General features: G+C 73.2%; 22 protein-coding genes and 1 tRNA gene. 9 read left to right on the top strand and 14 right to left on the bottom strand.

Translation table 11 applies throughout. The annotated features are described in order from the left end of the window. Positions 1-266: 266 nt before the first annotated feature. The 3 genes from ACYVAP_RS12840 to ACYVAP_RS12830 all read right to left on the bottom strand — a co-directional run bounded on the left by ACYVAP_RS12840 (position 267) and on the right by ACYVAP_RS12830 (position 2848). Complete coding sequence (locus ACYVAP_RS12840; RefSeq protein WP_498860922.1) at positions 267-1211, bottom strand: NAD(P)H-quinone oxidoreductase; 945 nt, start codon at positions 1209-1211, stop codon at positions 267-269. Between the two features lie 44 nt (positions 1212-1255). Next, positions 1256-2326: an NAD(P)-dependent alcohol dehydrogenase gene (locus tag ACYVAP_RS12835; protein WP_498860921.1), complete on the bottom strand. Its 1071-nt coding sequence runs from the start codon at positions 2324-2326 to the stop codon at positions 1256-1258. Between the two features lie 90 nt (positions 2327-2416). Further along, on the bottom strand, positions 2417-2848 hold the full coding sequence (locus tag ACYVAP_RS12830; protein WP_498860920.1) for an acyltransferase: 432 nt from the start codon (positions 2846-2848) through the stop codon (positions 2417-2419). Between the two features lie 154 nt (positions 2849-3002). Between ACYVAP_RS12830 and ACYVAP_RS12825 the strand changes: the two genes are divergently transcribed. Then, positions 3003-3090: transfer RNA gene (locus ACYVAP_RS12825), tRNA-Ser, on the top strand. Positions 3091-3116: 26 nt separating this feature from the next. On the opposite strand, the gene ACYVAP_RS12820 is transcribed toward ACYVAP_RS12825, so the two are convergent. Further along, positions 3117-3683, bottom strand: a complete 567-nt coding sequence (locus tag ACYVAP_RS12820) for a TetR/AcrR family transcriptional regulator (RefSeq protein WP_498860919.1) — start codon at positions 3681-3683, stop codon at positions 3117-3119. A gap of 134 nt (positions 3684-3817) precedes the next feature. Here ACYVAP_RS12820 and ACYVAP_RS12815 point away from each other — a divergent pair, with 134 nt between their 5' ends. Together ACYVAP_RS12815 and ptsP are read left to right on the top strand one after the other, a co-directional pair. Continuing rightward, positions 3818-4885, top strand: a complete 1068-nt coding sequence (locus tag ACYVAP_RS12815) for an ABC transporter permease (RefSeq protein WP_498860918.1) — start codon at positions 3818-3820, stop codon at positions 4883-4885. A gap of 167 nt (positions 4886-5052) precedes the next feature. Beyond that, positions 5053-6771: a phosphoenolpyruvate--protein phosphotransferase gene (gene ptsP / locus ACYVAP_RS12810; RefSeq protein WP_498860917.1), complete on the top strand. Its 1719-nt coding sequence runs from the start codon at positions 5053-5055 to the stop codon at positions 6769-6771. Between the two features lie 92 nt (positions 6772-6863). Here the strand turns inward: ptsP and ACYVAP_RS12805 are convergent, their stop codons facing one another. Together ACYVAP_RS12805 and ACYVAP_RS12800 are read right to left on the bottom strand one after the other, a co-directional pair. After that, on the bottom strand, positions 6864-7523 hold the full coding sequence (locus tag ACYVAP_RS12805) for a flavin reductase family protein (protein WP_103384792.1): 660 nt from the start codon (positions 7521-7523) through the stop codon (positions 6864-6866). A 68-nt stretch (positions 7524-7591) separates the two neighbouring features. Continuing rightward, positions 7592-9010: a purine-cytosine permease family protein gene (locus ACYVAP_RS12800; protein WP_498860916.1), complete on the bottom strand. Its 1419-nt coding sequence runs from the start codon at positions 9008-9010 to the stop codon at positions 7592-7594. 176 nt (positions 9011-9186) lie between these two features. Between ACYVAP_RS12800 and ACYVAP_RS12795 the strand changes: the two genes are divergently transcribed. After that, entirely contained in the window at positions 9187-9870 is a 684-nt protein-coding gene (locus ACYVAP_RS12795) for a GntR family transcriptional regulator (RefSeq protein ID WP_498860915.1), read from the top strand. 9 nt (positions 9871-9879) lie between these two features. Here ACYVAP_RS12795 and ACYVAP_RS12790 read toward each other — a convergent pair whose 3' ends face one another. The 6 genes from ACYVAP_RS12790 to ACYVAP_RS12765 form a co-directional block, all read right to left on the bottom strand. Beyond that, positions 9880-10152, bottom strand: coding sequence for an HPr family phosphocarrier protein (locus ACYVAP_RS12790; RefSeq protein WP_498860914.1), 273 nt, complete (start codon positions 10150-10152; stop codon positions 9880-9882). A 133-nt stretch (positions 10153-10285) separates the two neighbouring features. After that, entirely contained in the window at positions 10286-11428 is a 1143-nt protein-coding gene (locus tag ACYVAP_RS12785) for a mannitol-1-phosphate 5-dehydrogenase (RefSeq protein WP_137771560.1), read from the bottom strand. A 7-nt stretch (positions 11429-11435) separates the two neighbouring features. Continuing rightward, on the bottom strand, positions 11436-13604 hold the full coding sequence (locus ACYVAP_RS12780) for a PTS sugar transporter subunit IIA (RefSeq protein ID WP_498860913.1): 2169 nt from the start codon (positions 13602-13604) through the stop codon (positions 11436-11438). Between the two features lie 154 nt (positions 13605-13758). Next, a complete protein-coding gene (locus tag ACYVAP_RS12775; protein WP_498860912.1) occupies positions 13759-14514 on the bottom strand; it encodes a TVP38/TMEM64 family protein in 756 nt (251 codons plus the stop codon). A gap of 7 nt (positions 14515-14521) precedes the next feature. Beyond that, positions 14522-15316 (bottom strand): DUF1684 domain-containing protein, encoded by a 795-nt coding sequence (locus tag ACYVAP_RS12770; RefSeq protein ID WP_498860911.1) that lies wholly within the window; start codon positions 15314-15316, stop codon positions 14522-14524. Further along, the gene (locus ACYVAP_RS12765) at positions 15313-15624 is read right to left on the bottom strand and encodes a putative quinol monooxygenase (RefSeq protein ID WP_264451388.1); all 312 of its coding nucleotides are present in this window, start codon (positions 15622-15624) and stop codon (positions 15313-15315) included. Before ACYVAP_RS12765 ends, ACYVAP_RS12770 begins: the two co-directional genes overlap by 4 nt. Before the next feature lie 191 nt (positions 15625-15815). Here ACYVAP_RS12765 and ACYVAP_RS12760 point away from each other — a divergent pair, with 191 nt between their 5' ends. Next, positions 15816-16748 carry a phosphotransferase gene (locus ACYVAP_RS12760; RefSeq protein WP_240811165.1) on the top strand — a complete coding sequence of 311 codons (933 nt, stop codon included), beginning with the start codon at positions 15816-15818 and terminating at the stop codon, positions 16746-16748. A gap of 44 nt (positions 16749-16792) precedes the next feature. On the opposite strand, the gene ACYVAP_RS12755 is transcribed toward ACYVAP_RS12760, so the two are convergent. Together ACYVAP_RS12755 and ACYVAP_RS12750 are read right to left on the bottom strand one after the other, a co-directional pair. Beyond that, a complete protein-coding gene (locus tag ACYVAP_RS12755) occupies positions 16793-19309 on the bottom strand; it encodes an excinuclease ABC subunit UvrA (protein WP_498860910.1) in 2517 nt (838 codons plus the stop codon). Positions 19310-19358: 49 nt separating this feature from the next. Then, a complete protein-coding gene (locus ACYVAP_RS12750; protein ID WP_498860909.1) occupies positions 19359-20933 on the bottom strand; it encodes a SulP family inorganic anion transporter in 1575 nt (524 codons plus the stop codon). 148 nt (positions 20934-21081) lie between these two features. On the opposite strand from ACYVAP_RS12750, the gene ACYVAP_RS12745 reads away from it, so the two are divergent. The 4 genes from ACYVAP_RS12745 (at position 21082) to ACYVAP_RS12730 (ending at position 24839) form a co-directional block, all read left to right on the top strand. After that, complete coding sequence (locus ACYVAP_RS12745; protein ID WP_343906527.1) at positions 21082-21801, top strand: M50 family metallopeptidase; 720 nt, start codon at positions 21082-21084, stop codon at positions 21799-21801. A gap of 85 nt (positions 21802-21886) precedes the next feature. After that, a complete protein-coding gene (locus tag ACYVAP_RS12740; protein ID WP_137771554.1) occupies positions 21887-22513 on the top strand; it encodes a biotin transporter BioY in 627 nt (208 codons plus the stop codon). Then, positions 22510-22998: a DUF6328 family protein gene (locus ACYVAP_RS12735; RefSeq protein ID WP_343906523.1), complete on the top strand. Its 489-nt coding sequence runs from the start codon at positions 22510-22512 to the stop codon at positions 22996-22998. The genes ACYVAP_RS12740 and ACYVAP_RS12735 overlap by 4 nt, the downstream gene beginning before the upstream one ends. Before the next feature lie 110 nt (positions 22999-23108). Next, entirely contained in the window at positions 23109-24839 is a 1731-nt protein-coding gene (locus ACYVAP_RS12730) for a potassium channel family protein (RefSeq protein ID WP_498860908.1), read from the top strand. The last annotated feature ends 12 nt before the right edge of the window (positions 24840-24851 follow it).

Raw genomic sequence — 24851 nt, 5'->3', positions numbered from 1 at the left:
TGCCGTCGTGCGGTGCACGACGTCGAGGCCACGATGCCCGATCCGGACCGGGGTCCGTCCCGCGAGGTGGATGGGTACGGCCATCCTGGACGAAGCGGATGAATCCGAGAAGTCCGTTTCGCACTGTTCACCCGTTTGTTACATGGGGTGGTCAGGGGCTGCTCAGCGCCGGCTCACCGCCGTCGCAGCCCCCGCGGATCGCCGACTCCCTCCCGCGGTTCCGCTCCCGCAGGGGACGCGCCCACCGCGAATAGAAGTCGCCGGGCTCAGCCGGCCGCCACCTCGAGGACGACCTTGCCCAGGTGGCCGCCCTCGCGGAGCACGGCCTGCGCCTCCGCCGCGCGCTCGAGCGGGAAGCGGGCGTGCACGGGCACGCGCAGGGAGCCGTCCTCGAGCATCGGCCACACCAGCTCGTAGGTCGCCGCGAGGATCTCGCGCTTGCCCTCGGTGCTGCGCGAGCGCAGCGTCGTGCCGATGACCCGGGCGCGCTTGCCCATGAGCAGGCCTACCGGCAGCTCGCCGCTCGCCCCGCCGAGGGTGCCGATGATGACGAGGCGGCCGTGCTCGCGGAGCATGCCGACGTGGGCGGCGAGGGCCTCCCCGCCGCCCACCACGTCGAGGATCACGTCGGCCCCGCCGGCCTCACGGACGGCGGCAAGGAGGTCCGTGCTGCGGCGGTTCCAGGCCACGTCGGCGCCGAGCTCCCGTGCGCGGGCGACGGCGTCGTCGGAGCCGACGGTCGTGAGGACCCGCGCCCCGAGGCGCCGGGCGAGCTGGATCGCGGTCGTGCCGATGCCGCCCGTGCCACCCTCGATCAGCACCGTCTCGCCCTCCCGCAGCCCGCCCTCGACGACGAGGTTCGAGACCACGGTGGCCGTGACCTCGACGACCCCGGCGGCGTCGCGGAGGTCCATGCCGGCCGGGACCGGGAGCAGCTGACCCTCCGGCACGGCGACGACCTCGGCGTAGCCGCCGCCCGCGAGCAGGGCGACGACCTCCTCACCGGTGTCCCGGCGCCGGCCGGCGACCTCGAGGCCCGGCAGCTCGGAGGCCCCGGGCGGCGGCGGATAGTGCCCCGCGACCTGGGCAAGGTCGGCCCGGTTCACGCCCGCGGCGACGACGTCCACGAGCACCTCCCCGGGGCCGGGCACGGGCTCGGGCAGCTCCGCGAGCTCGAGCTGGTTCTCCGCGGTGATCGTCATGGCGCGCATGGCACCACCGTATGCCCGGACCCGTCCCGGCCCGCGGGGGTCGGTCAGCGGGAGACGACCACGATGGTCTTCAGCGAGCTCTCGCCCGGCACCTGCGTGAGGGCGGCCTCCGCCTCCTCGAGCGGGAACTCGGCGGTGACCAGCGCGTCGAGGTCCACGCCCGGCGCCTGGGCGGCCGCGATGACCTTGGGCCAGGTGTCGACGTAGCGGAAGATGCCCGTCAGCACGATCTCCTTGTTCATGACCTCCTGCACGGGGATCGGCATCTCCTCCGCGCCGAGCCCCACCATGACGGCGGTGCCGCCCGGACGCAGCGCCTTCAGCCCCGCGAGCAGGGCGGGGGTGGCGCCGGAGCACTCGATGAAGGCGTCCACGCCGAGCGCCGCCGGGTCGAAGCCCGGGTCCAGGGGATCCACCGCGGAGGTCGCGCCGAAGCCGAGGATCTGCTCGCGGCGCGAGGCGACCGGGTCCGAGACGATGATCTCGGTGGCGCCGTAGGAGCGGGCGGCGATCGCGGTGAGCGCCCCGATCGGCCCGGCGCCCGCGATGAGCACGCGGCTGCCCGGGGCGAGACCGGCCTTGCCCACGGCCCACATGCCCACGCTGAACGGCTCGAGCAGCGCGCCGGCGTGGTCGCTGATCGTCTCGGGGATCGGGAAGGCGAACTCCGCCGGGGCGGTGACGTAGTCGCAGAAGGTGCCGTCGATCGGCGGGGTCGCGTAGAACTTCATGTCCGGGCAGAGGTTCAGGTGACCCGTGGTGCACTGGCGGCAGGTGCGGCACGGCCGCTGCGGCTCGACGGCGACGCGCTCGCCGATGCGGGAGGGGTCCACGCCCTCGCCCACGCCCGCGATCACGCCGGACATCTCGTGGCCGAGGATCAGCGGCTCCTCGACGACGAAGTCCCCGATCCGCCCCTCCCTGTAGTAGTGGACGTCGGAGCCGCACACGCCCACCGAGCGCACGCGCACGAGCACCTCGCCCGGCGGCGGGGTGGGCACGGGTCGCTCCTGCATCTCGACCTCGCCCTGGCGCAGCAGGACCGAGGCGCGCATGGTCGCGGGGACGTCGTCGGCCAGCACGGGACCGGTGGTGGCAGGGGCGGTGGCGGACATGGATGCTCCTTCGGATCGCGGGTCGAGACCATTGTGCGGGACAGCGTGTTCCCGCGTCCCGGCGGGCCGATGGCCGGTCGCCCCGCCGGATCAGGCGCCCGGCTCCTCCGGGGTGATCTCGCGGACCACGCGGGCGGGGGAGCCCATGGCCAGGGTGCGCGGCGGCACGTCCCGGGTGACGACGGAGGCCGCCGCGACCACGGCCCCGTCGCCGATGCTCACGCCCGGCAGGATCGTCACGTTCGCGCCGATCCAGGCGTCCGCGCCGATGTGCACCGGGGCCGGATCCAGGTCGGCGCGGCGCGCCGGATCCATCGCGTGGTTCAGCGTCGCGATGACGACGTTGTGCCCGAGCAGCGCGCGGACCTGCCCGGGGGAGTGGTAGGCGCCGTTGAGCTCCGCGGTGATCCGCAGGGCCTGCTGCGAGGTCTCGAGCATGACCTCGTGCAGCGGGGAGCCGCCCGGGATCGTGCGGCCGGCGTCGAGCTCGGCGAGGAGGGAGGAGAGGTCGGTGGTGGTCATCGGGATCCTCCGGGGTGTGCTGGGCGGCAGTCACGGCTCGGACCAGCAGACCATCCCCGCGCCGGAGGACGGAGAGCCTGCTGGAGCACCCCGGCGTCGGCCACCACGGCGCGGGCGCCGCGCCGGTATGATCTCCGGGTGCCTCCGGGTACCGGGAGGGATGACAGAGCGGCCGAATGTGGTGGTCTTGAAAACCACTGTGCAGTGATCCTGTACCGCGGGTTCGAATCCCGCTCCCTCCGCCCTGCGGCCGGCCCGTCGGGGGCGTTCAGCCCTCGGCGCGCAGCCCCCGCAGGAGGACCTCGACCATCCAGCGCCGATGGTCCGGCACCAGCTCGGTGACCTGCGGCGGGAGCGGCCGCGAGAGGGTCGCGAGGGTGACCATGAACTGCTCCGGGCGCACGTCATCGCGCAGCAGTCCGGCGGTGCGCGCGGCGTCGAGGGCTCGGCTCAGCCGGGTGATCATCCGGTCCCGCCGCTCTCGGGTATGCGTCCCCAGCGCCGTGGACGCGACGGCGAGCGGGCCGATCTGGAAGGCGATCTCGCCGAATCCCAGGTCCGCGAGCGAGGTCACGAACCCTCGCCACACCTCTGCCGGGTCCTCGTCCCAGCGGGCGAGGTGGTCGTCGATGATCGCGGTCACGCGCTCGCCGAAGTCGTCGAGCAGACCGATCAGCAGGTCGTCGCGGGTGGGGAAGTGGCGGTAGAGGGTGCCGATGCCGACGCCGGCCTGCTCGGCGACGGTGCGCAGCGGCACGTCCGGGCCGCGCTCCGCCATGAGCGTCCACGTGGCCTCCAGCAGGGCCTGTCGCTTCGCCAGCGCGTCGGCTCTCATGTGATGCCTTCCACCTCTCCTCGACCGCCCTCCATCTTGCCGCACTGTAAGCGGAGGGTTACGCTCCACATCGTAACCGGAGCGGAATGCTCCGCCTAGTGCCGGTCAGCACCGGCCGCCCGTCGAGGAGTCCCATGAGCACGTCCACCCGAACCCCTACCGTCCCGACTGACACCACCGGCACCACGGAGCCCGCGGCGTCCGAGGGTCCCGACTCCGCCATCGGGCTGCGCCTGGTCGGGGTCGTCCTCGGCCTCGTCGGGGCGGTCTGCCTCATGGTGCTCGCCTTCCTGGCGCCGGCCATCAACGCGGGACCGCACGACCTCCCGATCGCCGTCTCCGGCCCCGAGCAGGCCGTCACCGCCGTCACCTCCGCTCTCGACGCCGCGGACCCGGACGCCTTCGACGTCACCGTGCACGACTCGACCGCCTCCGTCGAGGACGCGGTCCATGGCCGCGACGCCGTGGGCGGCATCAGCATCGAGGCCGACGGCAGCGTCACCATCACCACGGCCGGCGGCGCCGGCACCCCCTACGCCGCCCTGCTCGGGAGCGTCGGCGAGGGTCTCACCGCGCAGGGCATGACCGTCACGACGCACGACGTCGCCCCGCTCACGGAGGACGATCCCAACGGCACCGGTCTCAGCGCGCTCGCCATGCCCCTCGCCTTCGGCGGCATGATCTCCGCGGTGCTGCTGTCCACCGTGCTGAAGGGCCGCCCCGTCCTGCGGATCGTCGGCGCGGTCCTCGCCTCCCTCGCCGTCGGGTTCGCGGTCGTCGCGATCCTCCAGTTCGGCTTCGGCTCCGTGGACGGCAGCTACGTGAGGACCTCCCTCGCCCTCGCGCTCGGCACCTCCGCGATCTCCCTGTTCGTGCTCGGCATGGAGTCGCTGTTCGGGTTCGCGGGCCTCGGCATCGGCGGCGCGCTGATGATGTTCGTCGGCAACCCGCTGTCCGGCATGGCCACCGGCTGGCAGTGGCTGCCCAGCCCCTGGGGGTTCATCGGCCAGCTGCTCCCCATCGGCGCGTCCGGCACCCTCGTCCGCTCCGCAGCCTTCTTCGACGGCCAGGGCGCGGGCATGGAGATCATCGTGCTCAGCTGCTGGGCGGTCGGCGGTGCCGGCCTGCTCGGACTGTCCGTGCTCCGGTCCCGTCGCCGCGCCCACCGCGCCGCGGTCGCCGCGCACCCGCACGCCGCCTGATCCCCGGGGAGGCGGCCGCCGTGACGGGTCGCCTCCCCGGTCCTGCGGGCGGGACGAACGGCGCCGTCGCTGCGGGTCGCGCCGCGTAGCATGAGACCTGCTCGCGGACCCGGCGACCGGCCGATCTCCTCCGCGATGCCCGCAACGGTAGAGGGAGAGAACGAGCCATGGCCCAGTACACAGGCGTCCCCGTCAGCCCCGGCCGGGTGGTCGGCACCATCCGCACCATGGCCCCGCCGGTCGCCGAGCCCTCGGCCTCCGAGAAGGTCCCCGCCGGTACCTCGCCCGAGGCTGAGGCCGAGCGCATCCCCGCCGCCGCCACGGCCGTGCAGAAGGCGCTCACCCGCCTCGCCGAGCGCGCGAGCGGCGACGGCAAGGCGATCCTCGAGGCGACCGCCCAGATGGCCGCCGACCCGTCCCTCGCCACCACCGCCAAGGGCCTCGTCGTCACCGCCGGCAAGAGCGCCGAGCGGGCCGTCTGGGAGGCGGGCGACCAGGTCGCCGGCATGCTCGAGAACATCGGCGGCTACATGGCCGAGCGCGCCACCGACGTGCGCGACGTGCGCTCCCGCATCGTCGCCGAGCTGCGCGGCGAGCAGGCCCCGGGCATCCCCGACGTCGAGGAGCCCTTCGTGCTCACCGCGATCGACCTCGCCCCCGCGGACACCGCGACCCTCGACCCCTCGCGCGTGCTCGCCCTCGTCACCTCCGACGGCGGCCCCCAGTCGCACACCGCGATCCTCGCCCGGCAGCTGGGCCTGCCCGCGATCGTCGCCGCCCGCGACATCCACGAGTTCGCCGACGGCACCGAGGTCTTCGTCGACGCGGGCTTCGGCACGATCACCGACGAGGTCACCGAGGAGCACCACCGCTTCGCCGAGGCCTGGGCCGAGCTGCAGAAGAACCCGCTGACCTACGAGGGCGGCGGCGGTGTGCTCGCCGACGGCACCCGCGTGCAGCTGCTCGCCAACATCGGCGGCGCGAAGGACGCCGAGAAGGCCGTCGCCGCCCATGCCGACGGCGTGGGCCTGTTCCGCACTGAGTTCCTCTTCCTGGACCGGGAGGACGAGCCCTCCGTCGAGGAGCAGACCGCCGCCTACCGTGAGGTCTTCGCGCACTTCCCCGGCCAGAAGGTCGTGGTGCGCACGATCGACGCCGGCGCGGACAAGCCCCTCCCGTTCCTCACCGACGCCGACGAGCCGAACCCGGCCCTCGGCGTGCGCGCCTACCGCACCTCGTGGGAGAAGCGCTCGGTGCTCACCAACCAGCTCGACGCGATCGCCGCCGCGACCGAGGGGACCGAGGCGACCCCGTGGGTCATGGCGCCGATGATCTCCACCCTCGAGGACACCGAGGACTTCGCGGCCCTCTGCGCCGAGCGCGGCCTCGACCCCGCCGGCATCATGGTGGAGACCCCCTCCGCCGCGATCACCGCGGACCGCCAGCTCACGGCCTGCGACTTCGCCTCGATCGGCACGAACGACCTCACCCAGTACACGATGGCGGCGGACCGCATGCTCGGCTCCCTCGCCCATCTGAACAACCCGTGGCAGCCCGCCGTGCTCGCCCTCGTGAAGGCCACCTGCGACGGCGCCCGCACCGCCGGCGGCGACGCCGGCGCCTACGGCGAGAAGGCTGTGAAGCCCGTGGGCGTGTGCGGTGAGGCCGCGGGCGACCCGGGCCTCGCGGTGGTGCTCGTGGGCCTCGGCGTGAACTCGCTGTCGATGACGCCGCGCTCCCTGCCCGCCGTCGCGAAGGTGCTCTCCACGGTCTCCCTGGACCAGGCGAAGCAGCTCGCGGCCGCGGCCGTCTCGGCGCCCACGGCCGACAAGGCCCGCGACGCGGTGCGCGCCGGCCTCCCGATCCTCGGCGAGATCGGGCTCTGAGTCGGCCCACCCGGTCACCAGCGCGCGGGCCCCGGCGCTCACGATCATCGTGAGCGCCGGGGCCCGATGCGTTCCCGCGCGAGGAGCGCGGCTCAGCCCGCGCGACCCTGGAGCCCGGCCTCGGCCTCCGGGGTCGATCCCGGCACCTTCATCTCGAAGGTTTCGTTGACCACGGCGTAGTCGAAGTAGCCCATCCGGGCGATGGGCTGGATGCTGGGGATGTCCAGGCGCCCGTCGGGGGTGATCACCTCGTCGGCGACATGGATCTTCTCCACCTGGGCGTAGACGATGTCGATCGTGCCCACCGTGCTCGCGCCGGGCAGACGGTGCGTGCTCAGGTAGCGGCACTCGAAGTGCACCGGGCTCTCGGCGACCATCGGCACCGTCGGCGCGAGGTCGGCATAGCTCCTGGTCACTCCGGCGCGGTCGAACTCGCTCTCCTCGGGAGGGAGCACCATCGCGCTGATGTTCACGGCCTCGCGCAACGCGTAGGTCGCCATGTTCCAGACGAACCAGCCGGTTTTCTCGGCGTTGATCACGGTGTCCTTGCGGCGGCCGTCGGGGTACTGGTTCGCCGAGAACATCACCATCGGCGGGTCGAAGGTGAGGTTCTGCCACTGGCTGTAGGGGGCGAGGTTCTCGACGCCGTCCTCGCTGACGCTCGAGAGCCAGCCGATCGGCCGCGGCACCGTGCAGCTCTTGAACGGGGAGTACGGCAGGGGGTTCGCCTCGGTCGTGGGGGAGTACTTCATGGGGTGTCCTCTCGGTGGTGGTCGATCGGTCGGTTCTCGGCCGATGGGTGGTCTCGCGCCGACCCCGCTCAGGCGTCGGCCGGGGTCGGTGCCGCGGATGTGCGGGCCTCGGCACGGATCTCCTCGCCCACGGTGAGGCGGATGCGGCGGGTGAGCACGAAGTACAGCCCGCCGGAGATGATGATGCCGAGCAGCCAGGCGACCTCGGCGCCGCCCATGGCCTTCGCGATGGGCCCGGTGTACAGGTCGCTGCTGATGAAGGGGATCTGGCACAGCACGCCGAGCCCGTAGGCGAGGAAGGCGGGACCCGAGAACCGTCCGTAGGTCCCGGTCGGAGTGAAGAGGGAGTCGATGTCGTAGCGCTCCCGGCGCACCAGGTAGTAGTCGACCAGGTTGATCGCCGACCAGGGCGTCATGAAGTAGAGAAGGAACAGCAGGAAGTTCGTGAAGTTGGCGACGAAGTCCGCGCTGGCCGGCAGGGCGATCGCGAGGGCGGCGAGCGAGATGCAGCAGATCAGCAGGGCTCGCGCTCGAGGGGAGACGCGGTCGCGGCCGGTGAAGCTGGTCAGGATCGTTGCGACCGACATGTAGCCGCCATAGGAGCTGAGGGTGTTGCCCGTCAGCTTCCCGGCGAGCACGGCGATCAGCACGACGGTGGCGAAGGGGCCGCCCAGACCGGCGAGGTAGGCGACCTGGTGCTCGGAGAACGCGGTGCCGCCCATCTCCGCCACCAGGGCTCCCAGCACCATCGCGAGGCTGCCGCCGATGACGCTGCCCAGGAAGGTCCAGCCGAAGGTCTGCAGCTGCGGCGTGGTGGAGGGGAGGTAGCGCGAGTAGTCGGCGATGTAAGGGCCGAAGGTGAGCTGCCAGGACGCGGCGAGCGAGATCCCCAGGATGAAGGCCGGCAGGTCGAAGGAGGAGTCGGAGAACAGGGGGCCGCCGACGGGGCTGATGAGCACCCGCAGCAGCAGGCCGAGGATGGCGACGGCGCTGAGCACGGTCGCCAGGTGCGAGAAGCGGTGGATGTAGCGGTACCCGAAGACCGCCAGCACGGTGGAGAACACCGCGAAGATCACCGCGCCGGCCCCGTCCGACACGTGCAGCAGCGATCCCATCGCCTGGCCGCCCAGCACCAGGCCGGTGGCGTAGAAGCCGAGATAGATCAGGAGCGCCAGGAAGAGCGGCAGGGTCGCCCCGTGGAAGCCGAACTGGGCGCGGCTCTGGATCATCTGCGGGACGCCCAGTCGGGGGCCCTGGACCGAGTGCAGCGAGGTGACGAAGGCTCCCGCGATGTTCCCGAGGATCGCCGCGGGGATCGCCCACATCGCCGTGTTGCCCAGCAGGACGAACAGGGCGCCGGTGACGACCGCGGTGATCGAGGTGTTCGCGGCGAACCAGAGGAAGAACAGACTGCGGGCGGTTCCGTGACGCTCGGACTCGGGGATCCGATCGATGGAGCGTTGCTCCACGACGGGCGTGCGTGCCATGAGGAGGTCCTCCTTCGGAGTGCCGGGGGACGACCGTGCCCCGGAATCCTCATATACAACCAATATATTGGCGGGAGCACCAGAGGGGACCGGGATTTCCTCGCGCGCCGACGGTGGCATCCGTTGTCTGCTCTACTGGGCATCGGACCGCAGAGCGATCACGAGGCAAGGACGAGATGACAGCCAGAAGCATCGATGGTGAGCCGACGGCACGCACCAAGGCCGAGCAGGCCTACCTGCAGATCGAGGCCATGATCGTCGGCGAGCAGCTCCCGCCCTCTTCGATCATCTCGGAGTCACGGCTGATGGAGCTCACGGGCTTCGGTCGAACACCGGTGCGCGAGGCGCTCCAGCGGCTCGCCCGGGCACGGATGGTGGAGGTGCTGCCCCATCGCGGCGTGCTCATCCCCGCCATCTCGGTCGAGGAGCAGCTGCGGATGCTCGAGCTGCGTCGTGTGCTCGAGCCGCTGGCCGCGAGTCTGGCGGCCAGGCGGGCCGACGCGAGCGACCGGGCGCGACTGTCGGCGCTGCTCGAGGAGCTGCGGGGCGACGTCCAGGACGCGACGGCCTATGCGGAGACCCTGCGGCAGGTCCATGAGACGGTCGGGCGTGCGGCCCACAACGCCTATCTGGTCGACGCGATCACGGCCGTACAGGGCCTCTCGCGCCGGTTCTGGTTCGCCCATCTGCGCGATGCGTCGTCGGAGATCGCGCGGGGCTCGGCCCTCTACGGGCAGGGGATCGCCGCCGTCCTCGACGGCGACAGGGAGGGCGCCGAGCGCGCCCTGCTCGCCCTGAACGACTATCTGGTCGAGTTCACGAGAGCGACGTTGGACGAGCAGGGATCTGGGCTCGGCTGAGAGCGAGGATCAGGCGTCGGCGTCGAGGTCCTTCTCGAGCAGCGCGGCGAGGGCCGCGACGGACTCCTCGGCGCCCTCGCCCTCGGCGCGCAGGGTGACCTCGTCGCCGTTGCCGGCGCCGAGGGTCATGAGCATGAGCATGCTCGAGGCCTGGACGGGGCTGCCGCCGACCTTCTCGATGGTGACCTCGGCGGGCTGCTCCGCAGCGGCCTTGGAGAAGATGGTCGCCGGGCGGGCGTGCAGCCCGGAGGCGCTGGCGATCTTGACGGTGCGCTCTGCCATGGGAGTGCCTTTCGTTGGGGGCCGCGGCGCGGCCGGTCGCGGACGGGCCGCGGTGGAGGTGTACGGACAGGGACGATATCGGACGGGCCGGGGTGACGCCGGGGAACGCTCGCTCCCCGGCGCCGCCCCGAGGTCAGAGCTGCGCCTGGCGGGCCGCGACGCGGTCGCGGAGCGCAGGGGTCAGCGGATGCTCGGGGGCGAGCCCCGTGATCTCCGCGGTCGCGGCGTCGGCGTCCTTCGACGCGAGCAGCTCCTGGAGACGCGTGACCTCCTCGTCACCCTCGGGGGTGAAGGCGAGCGCGGCGGCGAAGGCGTCCTGCAGGGCGGAGGAGCCGAGCTCCCGCTCCGCGAGCTCCGCGGCCGGGCCGATGATGCGGTCCTCCCGGGAGAGCTTGCGCAGCGGGGAGCGGCCCACGCGCTCCACAGGATCGGGCAGGGACCGGTTCGCGAAGCGGCCCTGCACCTTGGTGCGGTAGGCCTCCATCTCCTCGGGTGCGAAGCCGTGCTTGGCGACCAGCAGCGCGGAGGTCTCCTCGAGCACGGCGGCGACCTGCGCGGCGACGGCGGGATCCGCGACGGACTCCGCGATCGTCTCGTGGCCGGCCGTGAAGCCGTGCCAGGCGGCCGTCGCGTGGCCCGTGTTGACGGTGAAGAGCTTCCGCTCGATGTACGGGCCGAGCTCCTCCACCCAGGTGATGCCGGGGACGTCGGGGACCGCGCCGCCGAAGGGGCCGCGCTCGACCGCCCACTCGTGGAAGTCCTCCACGGTGACGTCGAGGCCGGCGTCCGCGTCCTGCACGGGGACGATGCGGTCCACGGCGGTGTTCGCGAAGAACGCCTTCTCGTCGAGATCGTCGCCCTCGTAGGCCGCGCGGACCTCCTGCTCGAGGATGTCCGTCGCGTTGATCGCGTTCTCGCAGGCCATGACCGCGACGCGCGGCGCGCCCGCGGGCCTGGCCGCGATGCCGGCGGCGATGTTCGGCGCGACGAAGCGCAGGATGCGCGCGCCCACCGCGGTGGTGACCACGTCCGCGTCGGCGAGCTCCTCGGTGAGGACCTCGGGCTGCTGCTTCGAGTTGACGGCACGGAAGCCGGTCACGACCGTCTCGGTCGGGTGCTGGCCGACGGTCGCGACGGTGTAGCTGTCCGCCTGCTGCAGCTGGGCGATGAGGGCGTCGGCGACGTCGGCGAAGACGAGCTCGTAGCCGGCCTCGTGCAGGAGCAGGCCGACGAATCCGCGGCCGATGTTCCCTGCACCGAAATGGACTGCCTTCATGGGTGGATCACTCCTTGTCGGAACCGAAGATGTCGAGGATCTCGTCCGGGCTGGTCGCCTTCTCGAGGCGCTCGACCTGGGCGGGATCGGAGAAGGTCATGGCGACCTTCTGGAGCAGCTCGAGGTGCTCGTTGCCCTGGCCGGCGATGCCGACGACGAAGGTCACCGGGCTGCCGTTCCAGTCGATGCCGCCCGGGTAGCGGGTGAAGGTCATCGCCGAGCGGCGGATCGAGGACTTCGCCTCGTTCGTGCCGTGGGGGATGGCCAGGCCGTTGCCCATGAACGTCGAGACGGAGGCCTCGCGGTCGTGCATCGCGGAGACGTAGTCCTCGCCCACGGCGCCTGCGGCGACGAGCAGGGAGCCCGCCTCGTCGATCGCGGAGTCGGAGCCGGTCGCGGAGCCCTGCAGGACGATCGAGTCCCGGGAGAGGATCTGCGGCGCGGCGCCGGCCGGAGCGCCCTCTCCCGTCGCAGGGGCATCCGACGGGGCCTCCGCCGCGTGACGACCCCGGGTCGAGGATTCGGCCCCGGCCGCGGTGGCTGCCGCGCCCGCACCGGCATCGGCGGTGCCGGAGGCGTTCCCGCCGTCGGCCGTCGCGGCGGCGTCGGAGGCGTCCTCGCCGTTGTTGCGGCTGCGGACGAGGTCGACGACCTCGTCGTATCGCGGGGAGTTCATGAACTGGTCCACGCTCACGTGGATCGCGGAGCCCGTGCGCTGGCGGGCGCGGTCGGTGAGCTCCTTCTGGGTCACCACCACGTCCCACTCGTCGTTCAGCGAGGAGATCGCCTTGTTGGTGACCTCGACGTCGTCGAAACCGGCGCCGCGCACCTTCTTGCGCAGCACGGTCGCGCCCATGGCGGAGGAGCCCATGCCGGCGTCGCAGGCGAAGACGATCCGCTGGATCGGGCCGGTGTGAGCGGAGTCGTCGGCCGCGGAGGCGGCGCCCGCGCCCGCCGCGCCGGCGCCGGTGAGGGCACCCGCCACGGAGGACTTCTTGCCCTTCATCTGCTCCATCTTCGCGGTCGCGGAGGCGAGGTCGCCGTCGTCCTGCTTGCCGACCTTCAGGAGGAGCATGGCCAGCACGAAGCTGACTGCGGTCGCCCCGAGGACGGCGATGATGATGCCGAGGTACGAGTCAGGCGTCGCGGCGCCCAGGATCGCGATGATCGACCCCGGAGCGGCAGGGGAGCGCAGGCCCGTGTGGAACAGGACGTTGAGGAACACGCCGGTCATGCCGCCGCCGATCGCGGCGAGGATGAGGATCGGCTTCATGAGCACGTACGGGAAGTAGATCTCGTGGATGCCGCCGACGAACTGGATGAGGGCGGCACCGGGGGCGGAGGCGCGTGCGGCGCCGCGGCCGAAGATCGAGTAGGCGAGCAGGATGCCGAGGCCCGGGCCGGGGTTCGCCTCGAGCAGGAAGAGGATCGACTTGCCGTCCTGGGAGGCCTGCGCCAGGCCCAGGGGCGTGAGCACGCCGTGGTTGATGGCGTTGTTGAGGAAGAAGACCTTCGCGGGCTCGATGAGGATCGAGACGAGCGGCAGCAGGCCCAGGCCGATCAGGCCCTCGACGCCGGCGCTCAGCAGGCTCATGAACCCGTTGACGACCGGGGCGAGGCCGAAGAAGCCGACGACCGCCATGAGGAAGGCGAAGATGCCGGCGGAGAACATGTTCACGAGCATCTCGAAGCCCGCCGGGATGTGGTCCTGCCACAGGCGGTCGAGCTTCTTCATGAGCCAGGCGGCGAGCGGCGCCATGATCATGGCGCCGATGAACATGTGCACCTGGCCGATCTGCTCGTCCGCCGGCTGGGTGAGGTTCAGCTGCGCGATGAGCTCGTCGGATCCGGCGATGACGCCCATCGTCGCGACGACGCCGACGACCGCGCCGCGCGCCTCGTAGACCATCCGGCCACCCGTGTTCGCGATGAGCAGCGGCAGCAGGTAGTGGATCATCGGGCCGACGATCCCCGTGTGCGGGGTGCCCGCGGAGTCCGCGAACCCGCCCAGCGCCGGGACCGGCGTGAAGCCCTTCTCGATGAAGAAGGCGGTGAAGATGCCCCACGCGATGAGCGCGGGGATGTTCGGCATCACCATGTTCGACAGCGAGGTGCCGACCTTCTGGAGCGCCACCCGCGGGCTGAACCCGCGCGGCGCCTCGGTTGCTGTGGTCATCACGTGTCCTCGGGGACGGCCGGGGGACCGACGGCGGTGCCCCGGGGGACGGGCTTGGCGCGGCGGGTGCCGTGCTCCGGTCGCCGGGTGCCCTCGGAGGGCAGGGGAAGATCCCGGCGGCTGGACGCAGTCTAGTTCTCCGCGGATCCGCCGGTCAGGCCTCGCCGACCGCGATACCCGGGTCCTGTGACGCGTCGCCCTCCGCGGGTGCCTGGGCACGCGTGCCGCGCCAGCGCCGGAAGGCGAGGACGGTGAGGACGATCACGAGCGCCCACGAGCAGCCGAGCACGACCCCGTGCGGCACGTCCGGCGATCCCATGAAGGCGCCCACCGCGACGAGCGAGAGCTGGCCCGGCAGCGAGGCGAGGAGCGTCGCGACGAGGAAGTCACGGGCCGTCACGCCGAGGGCGCCGCTGCCGTAGTTCACGGGCCAGTAGGGGATGCCCGGCATGAGGCGCAGCGTGCAGACCGCGTAGAAACCGCCGCCGGCCAGCCGGTCCTCGACCACCGCGGCGTGGGAGCCGAGCAGGCGCATCACGGTGCGCTCCCCGAGCAGGCGGGCGATCCCGTAGCCGCCCAGGCAGCCGGTCACGACGCCGATCAGCGACAGCAGGGTCCCGAGCGGGACCCCGAAGATCATCCCGCCGGCCACGGCCATGATCGTCACCGGGATGGGGGTCGTCGCGACCGCCGCGTAGAGCAGCACGAAGACGATCGGGCCCCAGGCGCCGGCGGCGTCGACGTCGGCCCGGATCCCCGCGATCGAGGGCAGGCGGACGTTGAACGCGAGCCAGATCATGACCAGGACGACCGTGACGAGGGCGACGTTGCGCAGCACGGTGCCCCACGGCACGTGGCCGTGCGCGGGGGACGCGGCGTGCGTCTCCTCCGGGCCCTCCGTCGTGGTCACCGGGCCGTCAGCGCTCCGTCGGCTCGATGCGGCGCTCGCCGGCGCGCACCGGGATCGGCAGGTGGTTGCCCTCGGGCGGCCGCGGGCAGGTGCCGAAGGCGCTGAAGGCGGAGGGGAAGTTCAGGGCACGGTTGAGGTCCACGCGGGCGCGCTCGCCGTCGATCTCGACGGGGACCTGACGCCAGTCCGAGGTCTCCGTCCCGGAGGTCTCGTCGGTGAGGATCAGCGTGCCGTCACCCGTGACCCGCAGCTCGACCTGTTCACCGTCGACGTCGAGGACGACGACGCCGGGGGAGGGCAGCTGCTGGGTGAGCCACGGCAGCGCGGAGCCGACGGTCACCGTCGTCGGGTCCGCGCGGAAGCTCCCCTCGAGCACGGCCGACGGGTCGTGGGGGAAGACGGGGACGCCGGTGAAGCCGGCGCGGCGCGGGGTCGCCGGGTCCAGGGGGCGCAGCCCCGTGCGGTCGCCGCGGCGGACGACGTCGATCCGCACGCCCGCGTCGGTCACGCCGAGCTGCACGTCGCCCGGATCGAGCAGGGTGAGGGTGCGCTCTCCGCCCACCTCGATGACCTGCACCTGCGCGGGCTCGGCGAGGACGGTGAAGTCCGAGGGTGCGCCCCGGGAGACGAGCCGGCCGCCCTCGAGCGCCCAGGTGCCCGGCACGCCGGGGAAGCTCAGCTCCCCGGCGCCCTCCTCCACCCAGTGCAGGCCCACCTGGGCGAGCACGGAGTGCGGGGCGGCGAGGCCCGCGTCGCGACGTCGGCGGAACTCCTCCCAGTCCTGGGCGTCGGAGGCGGTCACAGCAGGCCCTGCTCCGGGGTGCCGGCGGCGATCGGGGTCATGCGGGTGACGACCGCGGGCTTCGCGACGAGATCCGCGACGTCGCCGCGGAGGATCTCGACGACGCTGCCGGAGCCGTGCGCGTCGAGGTCCTCGGCGCTCGTCCACTTCTCGATCATCGTGACGGTGCCGTCCTCGGCGGCGTGGATCGCGTACTTCTCGCAGCCCGCCTCCTCGTGCACGGCGGCGATGCCGCGCTGCATGGCCTGGGCGAGCTCCTGCTGCTTCCCCTCGGCGGGGAAGAACACGGCGGTGACGACGACGGTCATCGGGACTCCTTCGGGTCGGTGCCGCGACGGTATCAACGCGCCGTCACCAGGGGCGAGGGCGTTCCAGCGGCCGACCCCGGGCCGGCCCGGACCGCGGCCGGGGAGCGTGAGGGGACTACAGTGCCTGTGCCCGTGCCGCGCAGAGGAGGTCAGGTGGCCCGCACGAACCCCGCACCCCGGCCGGCCCGGCCATGAGCGCCGACGATGCCCTGCACGAGGGGCAGCACTCGCTGACCCGCGCCGTCGCCGAGCGGCTGCTGCGCGAGCAGGCGCCCGCGCACGTCGAGCTGCCCGCCGACGCCGAGATCCACCTGCTCACCGGAGCCGGCACCACGAGCCATGTGGTGCGGGTGGGGGAGGAGCTCGTCGCGCGATTCCCGCTCATCGGGGAGGACCCGCGCGCGGTGCGGGCGGCGCTCGGGCGGGAGCACGCCGCGATGGCCGAGCTCGCCGGAGCGATCCCCGTGCCCGCGCCGCGGCCGCTCATGATCGGCCGCGGCGGCCACGGCTACCCGCTCCCGTGGTCCCTGCAGACCTGGGTCCCCGGCGAGATCGCGACGCCCACCGGCGCGGCGGGATCCGTGCCCCTCGCCCTCGACCTCGCCCAGCTGCTGAAGGCGCTGCGGGCCGTGCCCACCCGCGGGCGGACCTTCTCCGGCACGGGTCGCGGCGGGGACCTGCGCGCGCACGACGCCTGGATCGCCGAGTGCCTCGCCCGCAGCGAGCACCTGCTGCCCGTCCCAGAGCTCAGCCGAGCCTGGGAGCGGTGGCGGGAGCTGCCGCGGGAGGACGTGGACGTCATGAGCCACCAGGACCTCATCCCCGCGAACCTGCTCCTGGACGGCGGGGCCGCGCCCCGGCTCGCAGGAGTGCTGGACAGCGGCGGCTTCGGCCCCGCGGATCCCGCCCTGGACCTCGTCGTCGCCTGGCACCTGCTGGACGCCGGCCCCCGTGCCCTGCTGCGCGAGCACCTCCGCGTGCCCGAGCTGACCTGGCGGCGCGGGGAGGCCTGGGCCTTCGCGCAGGCGATCGGGCTGGTCTGGTACTACGAGAGGACGTCGCCCGCGATGGCGGAGCTGGGACGCAGCACGCTCGTGCGGCTGCTGGCCGACGCGGGGAGTTGAGCGGCGGCGGGGGCCCGTCGGCCTGCTGCGACCAGGAGCGGTGCTCAGCCCTCCCCGGCGAGATGCGCCCTCAGGTGCCGGCCGGTCACGCTCGCCGGATCCGCGGCGACCTCCTCGGGGGTGCCGAGGGCGACCACGCGGCCACCGGCCTCGCCGCCGCCCGGGCCCATGTCGAGGACGTGGTCCGCATTGGCGATCATGTCGAGGTCGTGCTCGATGACGACCACGCTCGCGCCGTGCTCCACGAGCCGGTCGAGCACGGCGAGCAGGGTGCGGACGTCTTCGGGATGCAGGCCCACGCTCGGCTCGTCGAAGACGAACAGGGCGTCGTCCTGGCGGCGGTCGATCTGCCCGGCGAGCTTGAGCCGCTGCGCCTCCCCGCCGGAGAGCGCCGGGGTGTCCTCGCCGAGGGTCAGGTATCCCAGGCCCAGGTCGATGAGGGCCTGCAGCCGGCGGCGCACGGAGTGGAGGTCGTCGACGAGACCGATCGCCTCCCGCACGGAGAGGGACAGCAGGTGGGGAAGGGAGACGTCGCCGGGGCCGTCGGCCCGCGGGCGGAGGATCGCGTCGGCCTGCGGCCCGTAGCGGTGGCCGCCGCACTCGGGGCAGTCGATGTCGACGTCCGGCAGGAACTGCACGTCGAGGGAGACCTGCCCGGTGCCCTCGCAGCGCGGGCAGCGCAGGGAGCCGGTGTTGTAGGAGAAGTCGCTGAGCGTGAGCCCGCGCTCACGGGCGTCCTCGGTGCGGGCGAAGGCGCGGCGCAGCTCGTCCATGACGCCGGAGTAGGTCGCGACGGTGGAGCGGACGTTCACGCCGATCGGGCTCGCGTCGATCCGGTGCACGCGCCGGATGCCGGGCGCCTCGAGGGAGCGCACGTGGCCGGGCAGGGGGCGGTCGTCGATGAGGGCCTGCACCGCGGGGACGAGGGAGTCGAGCACGAGCGTCGTCTTCCCGGAGCCGGAGACCCCGGTGACGGCGGTGAGGCGGCCGCGGGGCAGCTCGACCTCGAGCGGGTGGACGGTGTGGATCGCGTCGGTGACCAGGCGCAGCGACTCCCCGTCGCCCGCGGCGCGCTCCCGCACGATCACCTCCTCGCGGCCGTCGAGGAAGCCGCCGAGGCGGGAGGCGGGCGCCGCGGCGATCTGCTCGACGGTGCCCTGCGCGATGACGGTGCCGCCCTCCGCGCCGGAGCCCGGACCGATCTCGACGAGGTGGTCCACGGCGCGCAGCACCTGCACGTCGTGGTCGACGAGGACCACGGAGTTGCCGTCGGCGAGGAGGTCCTCGACGAGCCCCAGCAGGCCCTCGATGTTCGAGGGGTGCAGGCCGATGCTCGGCTCGTCGAGCACGTAGAGCACCCCGGTGGTGCGGTTGCGGACGGCGCGGGCGAGCTGCACGCGCTGCAGCTCTCCCGTGGACAGGCTCGAGCCGGCCCGGTCCAGGGCGAGGTAGCCGAGGCCCAGCTCGGTGAGCCGCCCCGCCATCGACACGAGCTGCTCGACGAGCACCCGCGCCATGGGGTGCATGCTCTCCGGCAGGGGGTCGATGATCGTGGGCGCCCAGGCCAGGAGCGCGTCGAGGGTGAGGGCGGTGGCGTCGGCGAGGCCCAGGTCGCCGATCCGCGGCCCGCGGGCGCGCTGGGACAGCCGGGTGCCCTCGCAGTCCGGGCAGACGCTCTCGGTGAGGAAGCGGTCCACGCGGGCGAGCCGCTTCTCGGTGTCCGCGCGGCGCAGCTCCTCGGTGACGGTGAGGCGCGCGTTGCGGAAGGTGAAGTCCAGCTCGTGCAGCCCCTTCTTCGAGGTGACGGTGATGTGCTTCTTCTCCTCGGGACCGTCGAGGACGATCTGCCGCTCCCACTCCTCGAGGTCCTGCCAGGGCACGTCGATGCGCACGCCGAACTCGCGGGCGATCGCGGGCTGCACGTTGAAGCCGAACATCTGCCAGGGGACGACGGCGCCGTCCTCGAGGGTCCGCGTGGGATCGGGGACGAGGGACGCGTCGTCGACGGAGCGGATCGTGCCGACCCCGTCGCAGCGCGGGCAGGCGCCCTCGGCGTTGAAGGCGAGCTCCTCGGCGCCCGGGGCGATCACCTGCTCCCCGCACTCGGGGCAGGAGAAGGGGACCTCCGCGGCGACGTCGAGGGTGGGCGGGACCCGGTGGCCGTTCGGGCACAGGTGCGCGGCGAGCCGGGAGAAGATCAGCCGCAGCACGTTCAGCAGCTCGGTGGAGGTGCCGAAGGTGGAACGCACGCCGGGCACGGAGGGCCGCTGGCGCAGGGCGAGCGCGGCGGGCACGTGGGCGACCTCGTCGACGTCCGCCCGCGGCGCCTGCGAGAGCCGGCGGCGCGTGTAGGTGGACAGCGCCTCGATGTAGCGCCGTGAGCCCTCCGCGTAGAGCACGCCCATCGCGAGGGAGGACTTGCCGGAGCCGGAGACGCCGGCGATGCCGACGAGGGACTGCAGCGGGATGTCCACGTCGATCCCTTGCAGGTTGTGCACGCGCGCACCGCGCACGGCGATCGAGGTGGGGATCGGCGGGGGAGTGCTGCGGCGATCGGTCACGGGGCCGAGGCTACCCGCGGGGCCCGACGGACGGGATGGCGACGGGCGCTCAGGCGCCGAGCCGCCCGGAGAGCCGCTCCATGCGCCGTGCGCTCGCCCCGTCGAGACCCACGATCCGTGCCCGCTTGCCGCGCTCGGCGTACTTGGTGACCACCGCGTCCAGCGCGGCGACGGTCGAGGCGTCCCAGACCTCCGCCGCGGAGAGGTCCACGACGACCTCCTCCGGGTCGCCCGCGTAGTCGAACCGGTGGACGAGGTCGTTGCTCGAGGCGAAGAACAGCTGGCCGCGCACCCGGTAGCGGCGCACGGTGAGCGTGCCCCCGTCGGCCCCGTCGGCCCCGTCGGCCCCGTCGGCCGTGTCAGCCATGGTCGGCCCCTCCGGCTCCACGCGCACGAGGTGCGCGACCCGCCTCGCGAACAGCACGATCGCCGTGAGCACGCCGAGCACCACGCCGATCGCGAGGTTGTGCGTCCACACCGTCGCGACGACGGTCACCGCCATCACGACCGTCTCCGAGAGCGGCATCGCGCGCAGGGTCGAGGGGCGCAGGCTGTGCCAGTCCACGGTCGAGGCGCACACGGCGAGCATGACCCCGGCGAGGGCGACCATCGGCACCCGCCCCACGGCCTCGCTCAGCAGCAGCACGAGGATCAGCAGGAACACGCCCGCGCTGAAGGTCGACAGTCGCGTGCGGCCCCCGCCCTGCTTCACGTTGACCATGGTCTGGCCGATCATCGCGCAGCCGCCCATGCCGCCGAACGCGCCGGCCATGAGGTTCGCGACGCCCTGGCCCCAGGACTCGCGGGTCTTGTCGCTGCGGGTGTCCGTGATGTCGTCGACGAGCTTCGCGGTGAGCAGCGACTCCATGAGCCCCACGAGCGCCATCGCGAGCGCGTAGGGGGCGATGATCCGCAGCGTCCCGAGCGTGAGCGGCACGTGCGGCAGGCCCGGGACCGGCAGCGAGGAGGGCAGCTCGCCCTGGTCCGCGACGTCCGGCACCTGCCAGCCGGTGACGGCCACGAGCACCGTCACGACGACGATCGCGACGAGCGGGGCGGGGACGGCCGACGTCAGCCGCGGCACCACCACGAGCAGCACGAGGCAGAGGGCGAGCAGCGGGTACACGAGCCATGGGAGGTCCCGCCCCACGAGGTGCGGCAGCTGGGCGAGCAGGATCAGCACCGCGAGGGCGTTGACGAAGCCCGTCATGACCGAGCGCGGGATGAAGCGCATGAGCCGCGCGACGCCGAGCAGCGCGAGCAGGATCTGCATCAGCCCCGCGAGCAGCACCGCCGCGACGAGATAGTCGGTGCCGTGCGAGGCGACGAGCGGCGCGATCACCAGCGCCGTCGCCCCCGCGGCGGCGGAGACCATCGCCGGCCGCCCGCCCACGACCGCGATCGTGATCGCCATGATCACCGCGGTGAACAGGCCCACCTTCGGGTCCACGCCCGCGAGCACCGAGAAGGAGAGCACCTCGGGGATCATCGCGAGCGCGACGACGAGTCCGGAGAGCAGCTCGATCCGCAGCCGGCGCGGGGAGCGCAGCGCGGAGAGCACGGTGGGCGGCCGCTCCTGGGAATGGGCAGGGGCGTCCGCGGTCACGGCGGGGGAGGGGGTCATGACGTCCTCGGGGATCGGGGCGGGGCCGGAGCCGTCGCCGGGCGTCCCCGGCGCTCACCGCCGCATGCCAGGGTACGGCGGTGAGCCTCTCCGGCACCCGCCCGCCCGCTCCCAGGGCGCGCCGGGCCGGCCCTGGCACCATGGCCGGATGGACCTGCCCACGCTGCTCGGCGAGATCGGGGACCGCGCCGCGCCCGGACCGGCGCCGAGCGGGACCTGGTGGCCCCTCGTCTCCCTGTCCCTTGCCCTGGTCGCCGTGCTCGTCTCCCCGCTGTGGCGGCTGCTGCGCCCCGCCGTGACGATCGTCCACGAGCTCGGACACGCCGTGACGGGCATCCTCGCGGGCCGCCGCTTCACCGGCTTCGTCGTCTCCGCGGACATGTCCGGCCACGCGATCACCGTGGGCCGTCCGCGGGGGCCGGGCCGCGTGATCTCCGCCTGGTCCGGCTACCCCGCGCCCGCCCTCCTCGGGGCCGTGCTGATCCAGGTCGCGCTCGCCGGCGCCGCCGGGACCGCGCTCGCCGTCGCGCTGGCGGCGCTGCTCGTCTCCCTCGTCTTCACCCGTTCGGTGCACACGGTGCTCGCCGTGCTCGGCAGCGCCGCCGTCGTCGGCGCGGTGTGGTGGTGGGGGAGTCCCGCGCTCGTCGCCCTCGTGACCCTCGCCGTGGGCGCCTTCCTGCTGATGGGCGCCTGGAGGCACGTGCTCGTCGTCGCGAGCAGCGGCGGCCGCGGCGACGACCCCGCGCAGCTCGCCCGCCTCACCCCGCTGCCGGCCGCCGTCTGGATCGGCAGCTACCTGCTCGTGCTCGCCGCCTGCACGCTCTGGGCCCTCGCCGTGCTCGCACCGGGCCTGCGCGAGCTGCTCTGAGCGGCGCCGCGGTCACCGCGCGCGGCGCGCGTCGGCGCTGGTCTACCCTGGTCGCTCCCGTGCCCGCCCCTCCTCGAGGAGTCCGATGACCGCCCTGGCCCCCGCCGTCCCCACCCGCCGACCGGTGCTCGCCGACGCCCTGCTGCACCGCACCTCGTGGCTGCTCGACGCGGTCCTCGTGGCGGCCGGCGCCGCGGTCGTGGCGCTGCTCGCACAGGTCGAGATCCCGCTGCCGATCGTCCCGATCACGGGCCAGACCCTCGCCGTGCTCGTCGTCGGCTCCGCCCTCGGCGCGCGTCGCGGCGCAGCCGCCCTCGTGACCTACATGGTCGCCGGCCTCGCGGGCCTGCCCGTGTTCGCGGGCTTCTCCGGCTCGCTCGCCGCGATCATGACCCCGAGCTTCGGCTTCATCCTCGGCTTCGTGCCCGCGGCGTTCCTCGCCGGCTGGCTCGCCGAGCGCGCCTGGGACCGCCGCCCGTGGCTCGCCCTCGTGGGCTTCGTCGCCGCGAGCATCGTGCCCTTCCTCGTGGGCGTGCCCTACATGGCCTACATCCTGAACGTCGTCATGGGCGCGGGCTACGACCTCGCCGGCATCCTCGCCGTGGGCGTCACCCCGTTCCTCGCGGGCGGCCTCGTGAAGGCCGTCATCGCCGCGGTCCTCATCCCCGCCGCCTGGCGCGGCGTGCGGGCGATCGACGCGCACCGGCGGTGAGCGAGGAGCAGCAGGCCCCGCGCTACGAGCGCGAGGAGAGCCGCGCGGAGACCCTCGACCGCAACTGGAACGAGCTGCTGCAGGAGATCCGGGTCCTGCAGACGGGATCGCAGATCCTCGCGGCCTTCCTGGTCGTGCTGCCCTTCCAGGCGCGCTTCCCCGAGCTGGACGCCTTCCAGACCGCGCTCTACCTCGGGCTCCTGCTGCTCGCCCTCGTCATCGTCGCCCTGCTGCTCACCCCCGTGAGCCTGCACCGGCAGCTGTTCCGCCGGCGCCTCAAGGACCGGATGGTCCATACGGTCGGCGTGCTCGTGCAGGTCGCGCTGCTCCTGCTGGGCCTGCTGCTCGTCGCGGTCGCCGTGTTCGTGCTCGACGTCGTCGTCTCCCGCGGGGCGGCGCTGGCCGCCGGGGCGGGTCTCGCGGTGCTCCTGGTGGCGCTGCAGATCGCGCTCCCGCGCGGCCTGGCACCGCGCCGGGAGGGCTGAGCGACGGGCGCGCCGGGCCGCCGACGGCCGTCCGCGGGAGCCCCCGCGCTGGCCTACGCTGGCCCCGTCACAGCAGGGTCCGTCCAGGGGCCTCGAGGGGAGGAGCACTGATGGGCGACCCCATCGAACCGCGCCGCGGCCCGAGCCGCGCCGATCGCCGGACCGCACGGCGACGCCTGGGACCGGGGCTCGTGTTCCTCGTCGTGGGGCTCACGATGATCGGCGGCTACGCCACGATCTTCCACGCGCTGATGGCCCGCGAGGGCCGCGAGTACTCGTGGATCAGCGCCGTGTACTGGGCGATCACCACGATGACCACGCTCGGCTACGGCGACGTGACCTTCGAGTCGGACGCCGGGCGGCTGTTCTCCCTGCTCGTCCTGCTCAGCGGCGTCGTCTTCCTGCTCGTGCTGCTGCCCTTCTTCGTCATCAACTACATGGTCACGCCGTGGCTGGACATGCGGCACACTGCGCGCACACCCCGCAAGGTGAGCCCGCAGCTGCGCGACCACGTGATCCTCGTGGGCTCCAACGCGGTGACCCAGACCTTCATCGCCCGGGCCGAGCGCTCCGGCGCCCCGGCCGTCATGGTCGTCGAGGACCCGGTCGAGGCCGGCCGCCTTCACGACCTGGGCCTCCAGGTCGTCGTCGGCCCCCTCGACTCCGCCTACACGTACCGCAACGCCGGGGCGGACCGCGCGAAGCTCATCGCCTCGACCCTCTCCGACACCGCGAACACCAACGTCGCCTTCACCGTGCGGCAGGTCTCCGGCGAGGTGCCGATCGCGGTCACCGCGGAGAAATGGGCGAGCGTCGACGTGCTCGGCCTCGCCGGCGCGGACCACGTGCTCCAGCTCGGCGCGGAGCTCGGCACCGAGATGGCCGGCCGAGTGCTCGGATCGACCGGCCAGGTGCACCGGATCGGCAGCTTCGGCAGCACCGTCATCGCGGAGGCCGCCGCGCGCGGCACCTCCCTCGTGGGTCGCACCCTCGCGGAGGCGACCGCGGAGATCTCCTCCCGTGTGCGCATCCTCGCGATCATGCGCAAGGGCCGACTGCGCCCCCTCAAGCCCGAGCAGCGCATCACCGAGAACACGGTGCTCATCCTCGCGGGGGAGGTGGAGAACCTCGCCGTCTTCGACGCGGCCTTCCTCGCCGGGCAGCAGCTCGAGGCGCCCGTGGTGATCCTCGGCGGCGGCCGCGTGGGCCGCGCCGCCTCCCGCGCGCTCAGCGAGGACGGCGTGCCCAGCATGATCGTCGAGCAGATACCCGGCCGCGTCGAGGCCTCGACCGGCGCCCGCGAGGGCACCGCGAGCTATCAGGTGGTCCACGGCGACGCGGCGGACCAGCGCGTGCTGCGCGAGGCCGGACTGCAGGAGGCCTCCGGCGTGCTCGTCACCCCGCACGACGACGACCTCAACGTCTACCTCACCCTCTACTGCCGGCGCCTGCGCCCCGAGCTGCAGATCGTCTCCCGCGCGACCTACGAGCGGAACGTCGCGACGCTCTACCGCGCCGGCGCGGACAGCGTGCTCTCCTACGCGACGATCGGCGCGACGGACCTGTGGAACCATGCCGGGCTCAGCCACCGCGTGCTCATCGCGGAGGGCAACGAGCTGTTCCTCGTGCCGTGCCCGCGGGTGCTCGTGCGCCGCAGCGTGCGCAACTCCGAGGTGCATCGCCGCACCGGCTGCCACATCGTCGCGGTCGCAGGGGAGGACGGCACGCTCTCCTACGACTCGGAGTCGATCCCCTCCGGCGCGGTGAAGCTGCTGCTGCTCGGCGACCGGCACGCGGAGCGCATCTTCCGGGAGACCTACCTCCCGCTCGCCCGTCGCTGAGCGCCGCCCGCC

The sequence above is a fragment of the Brachybacterium horti genome (genome assembly GCF_054777615.1).
This window is presented reverse-complemented; position numbering and strand designations above follow the sequence as displayed.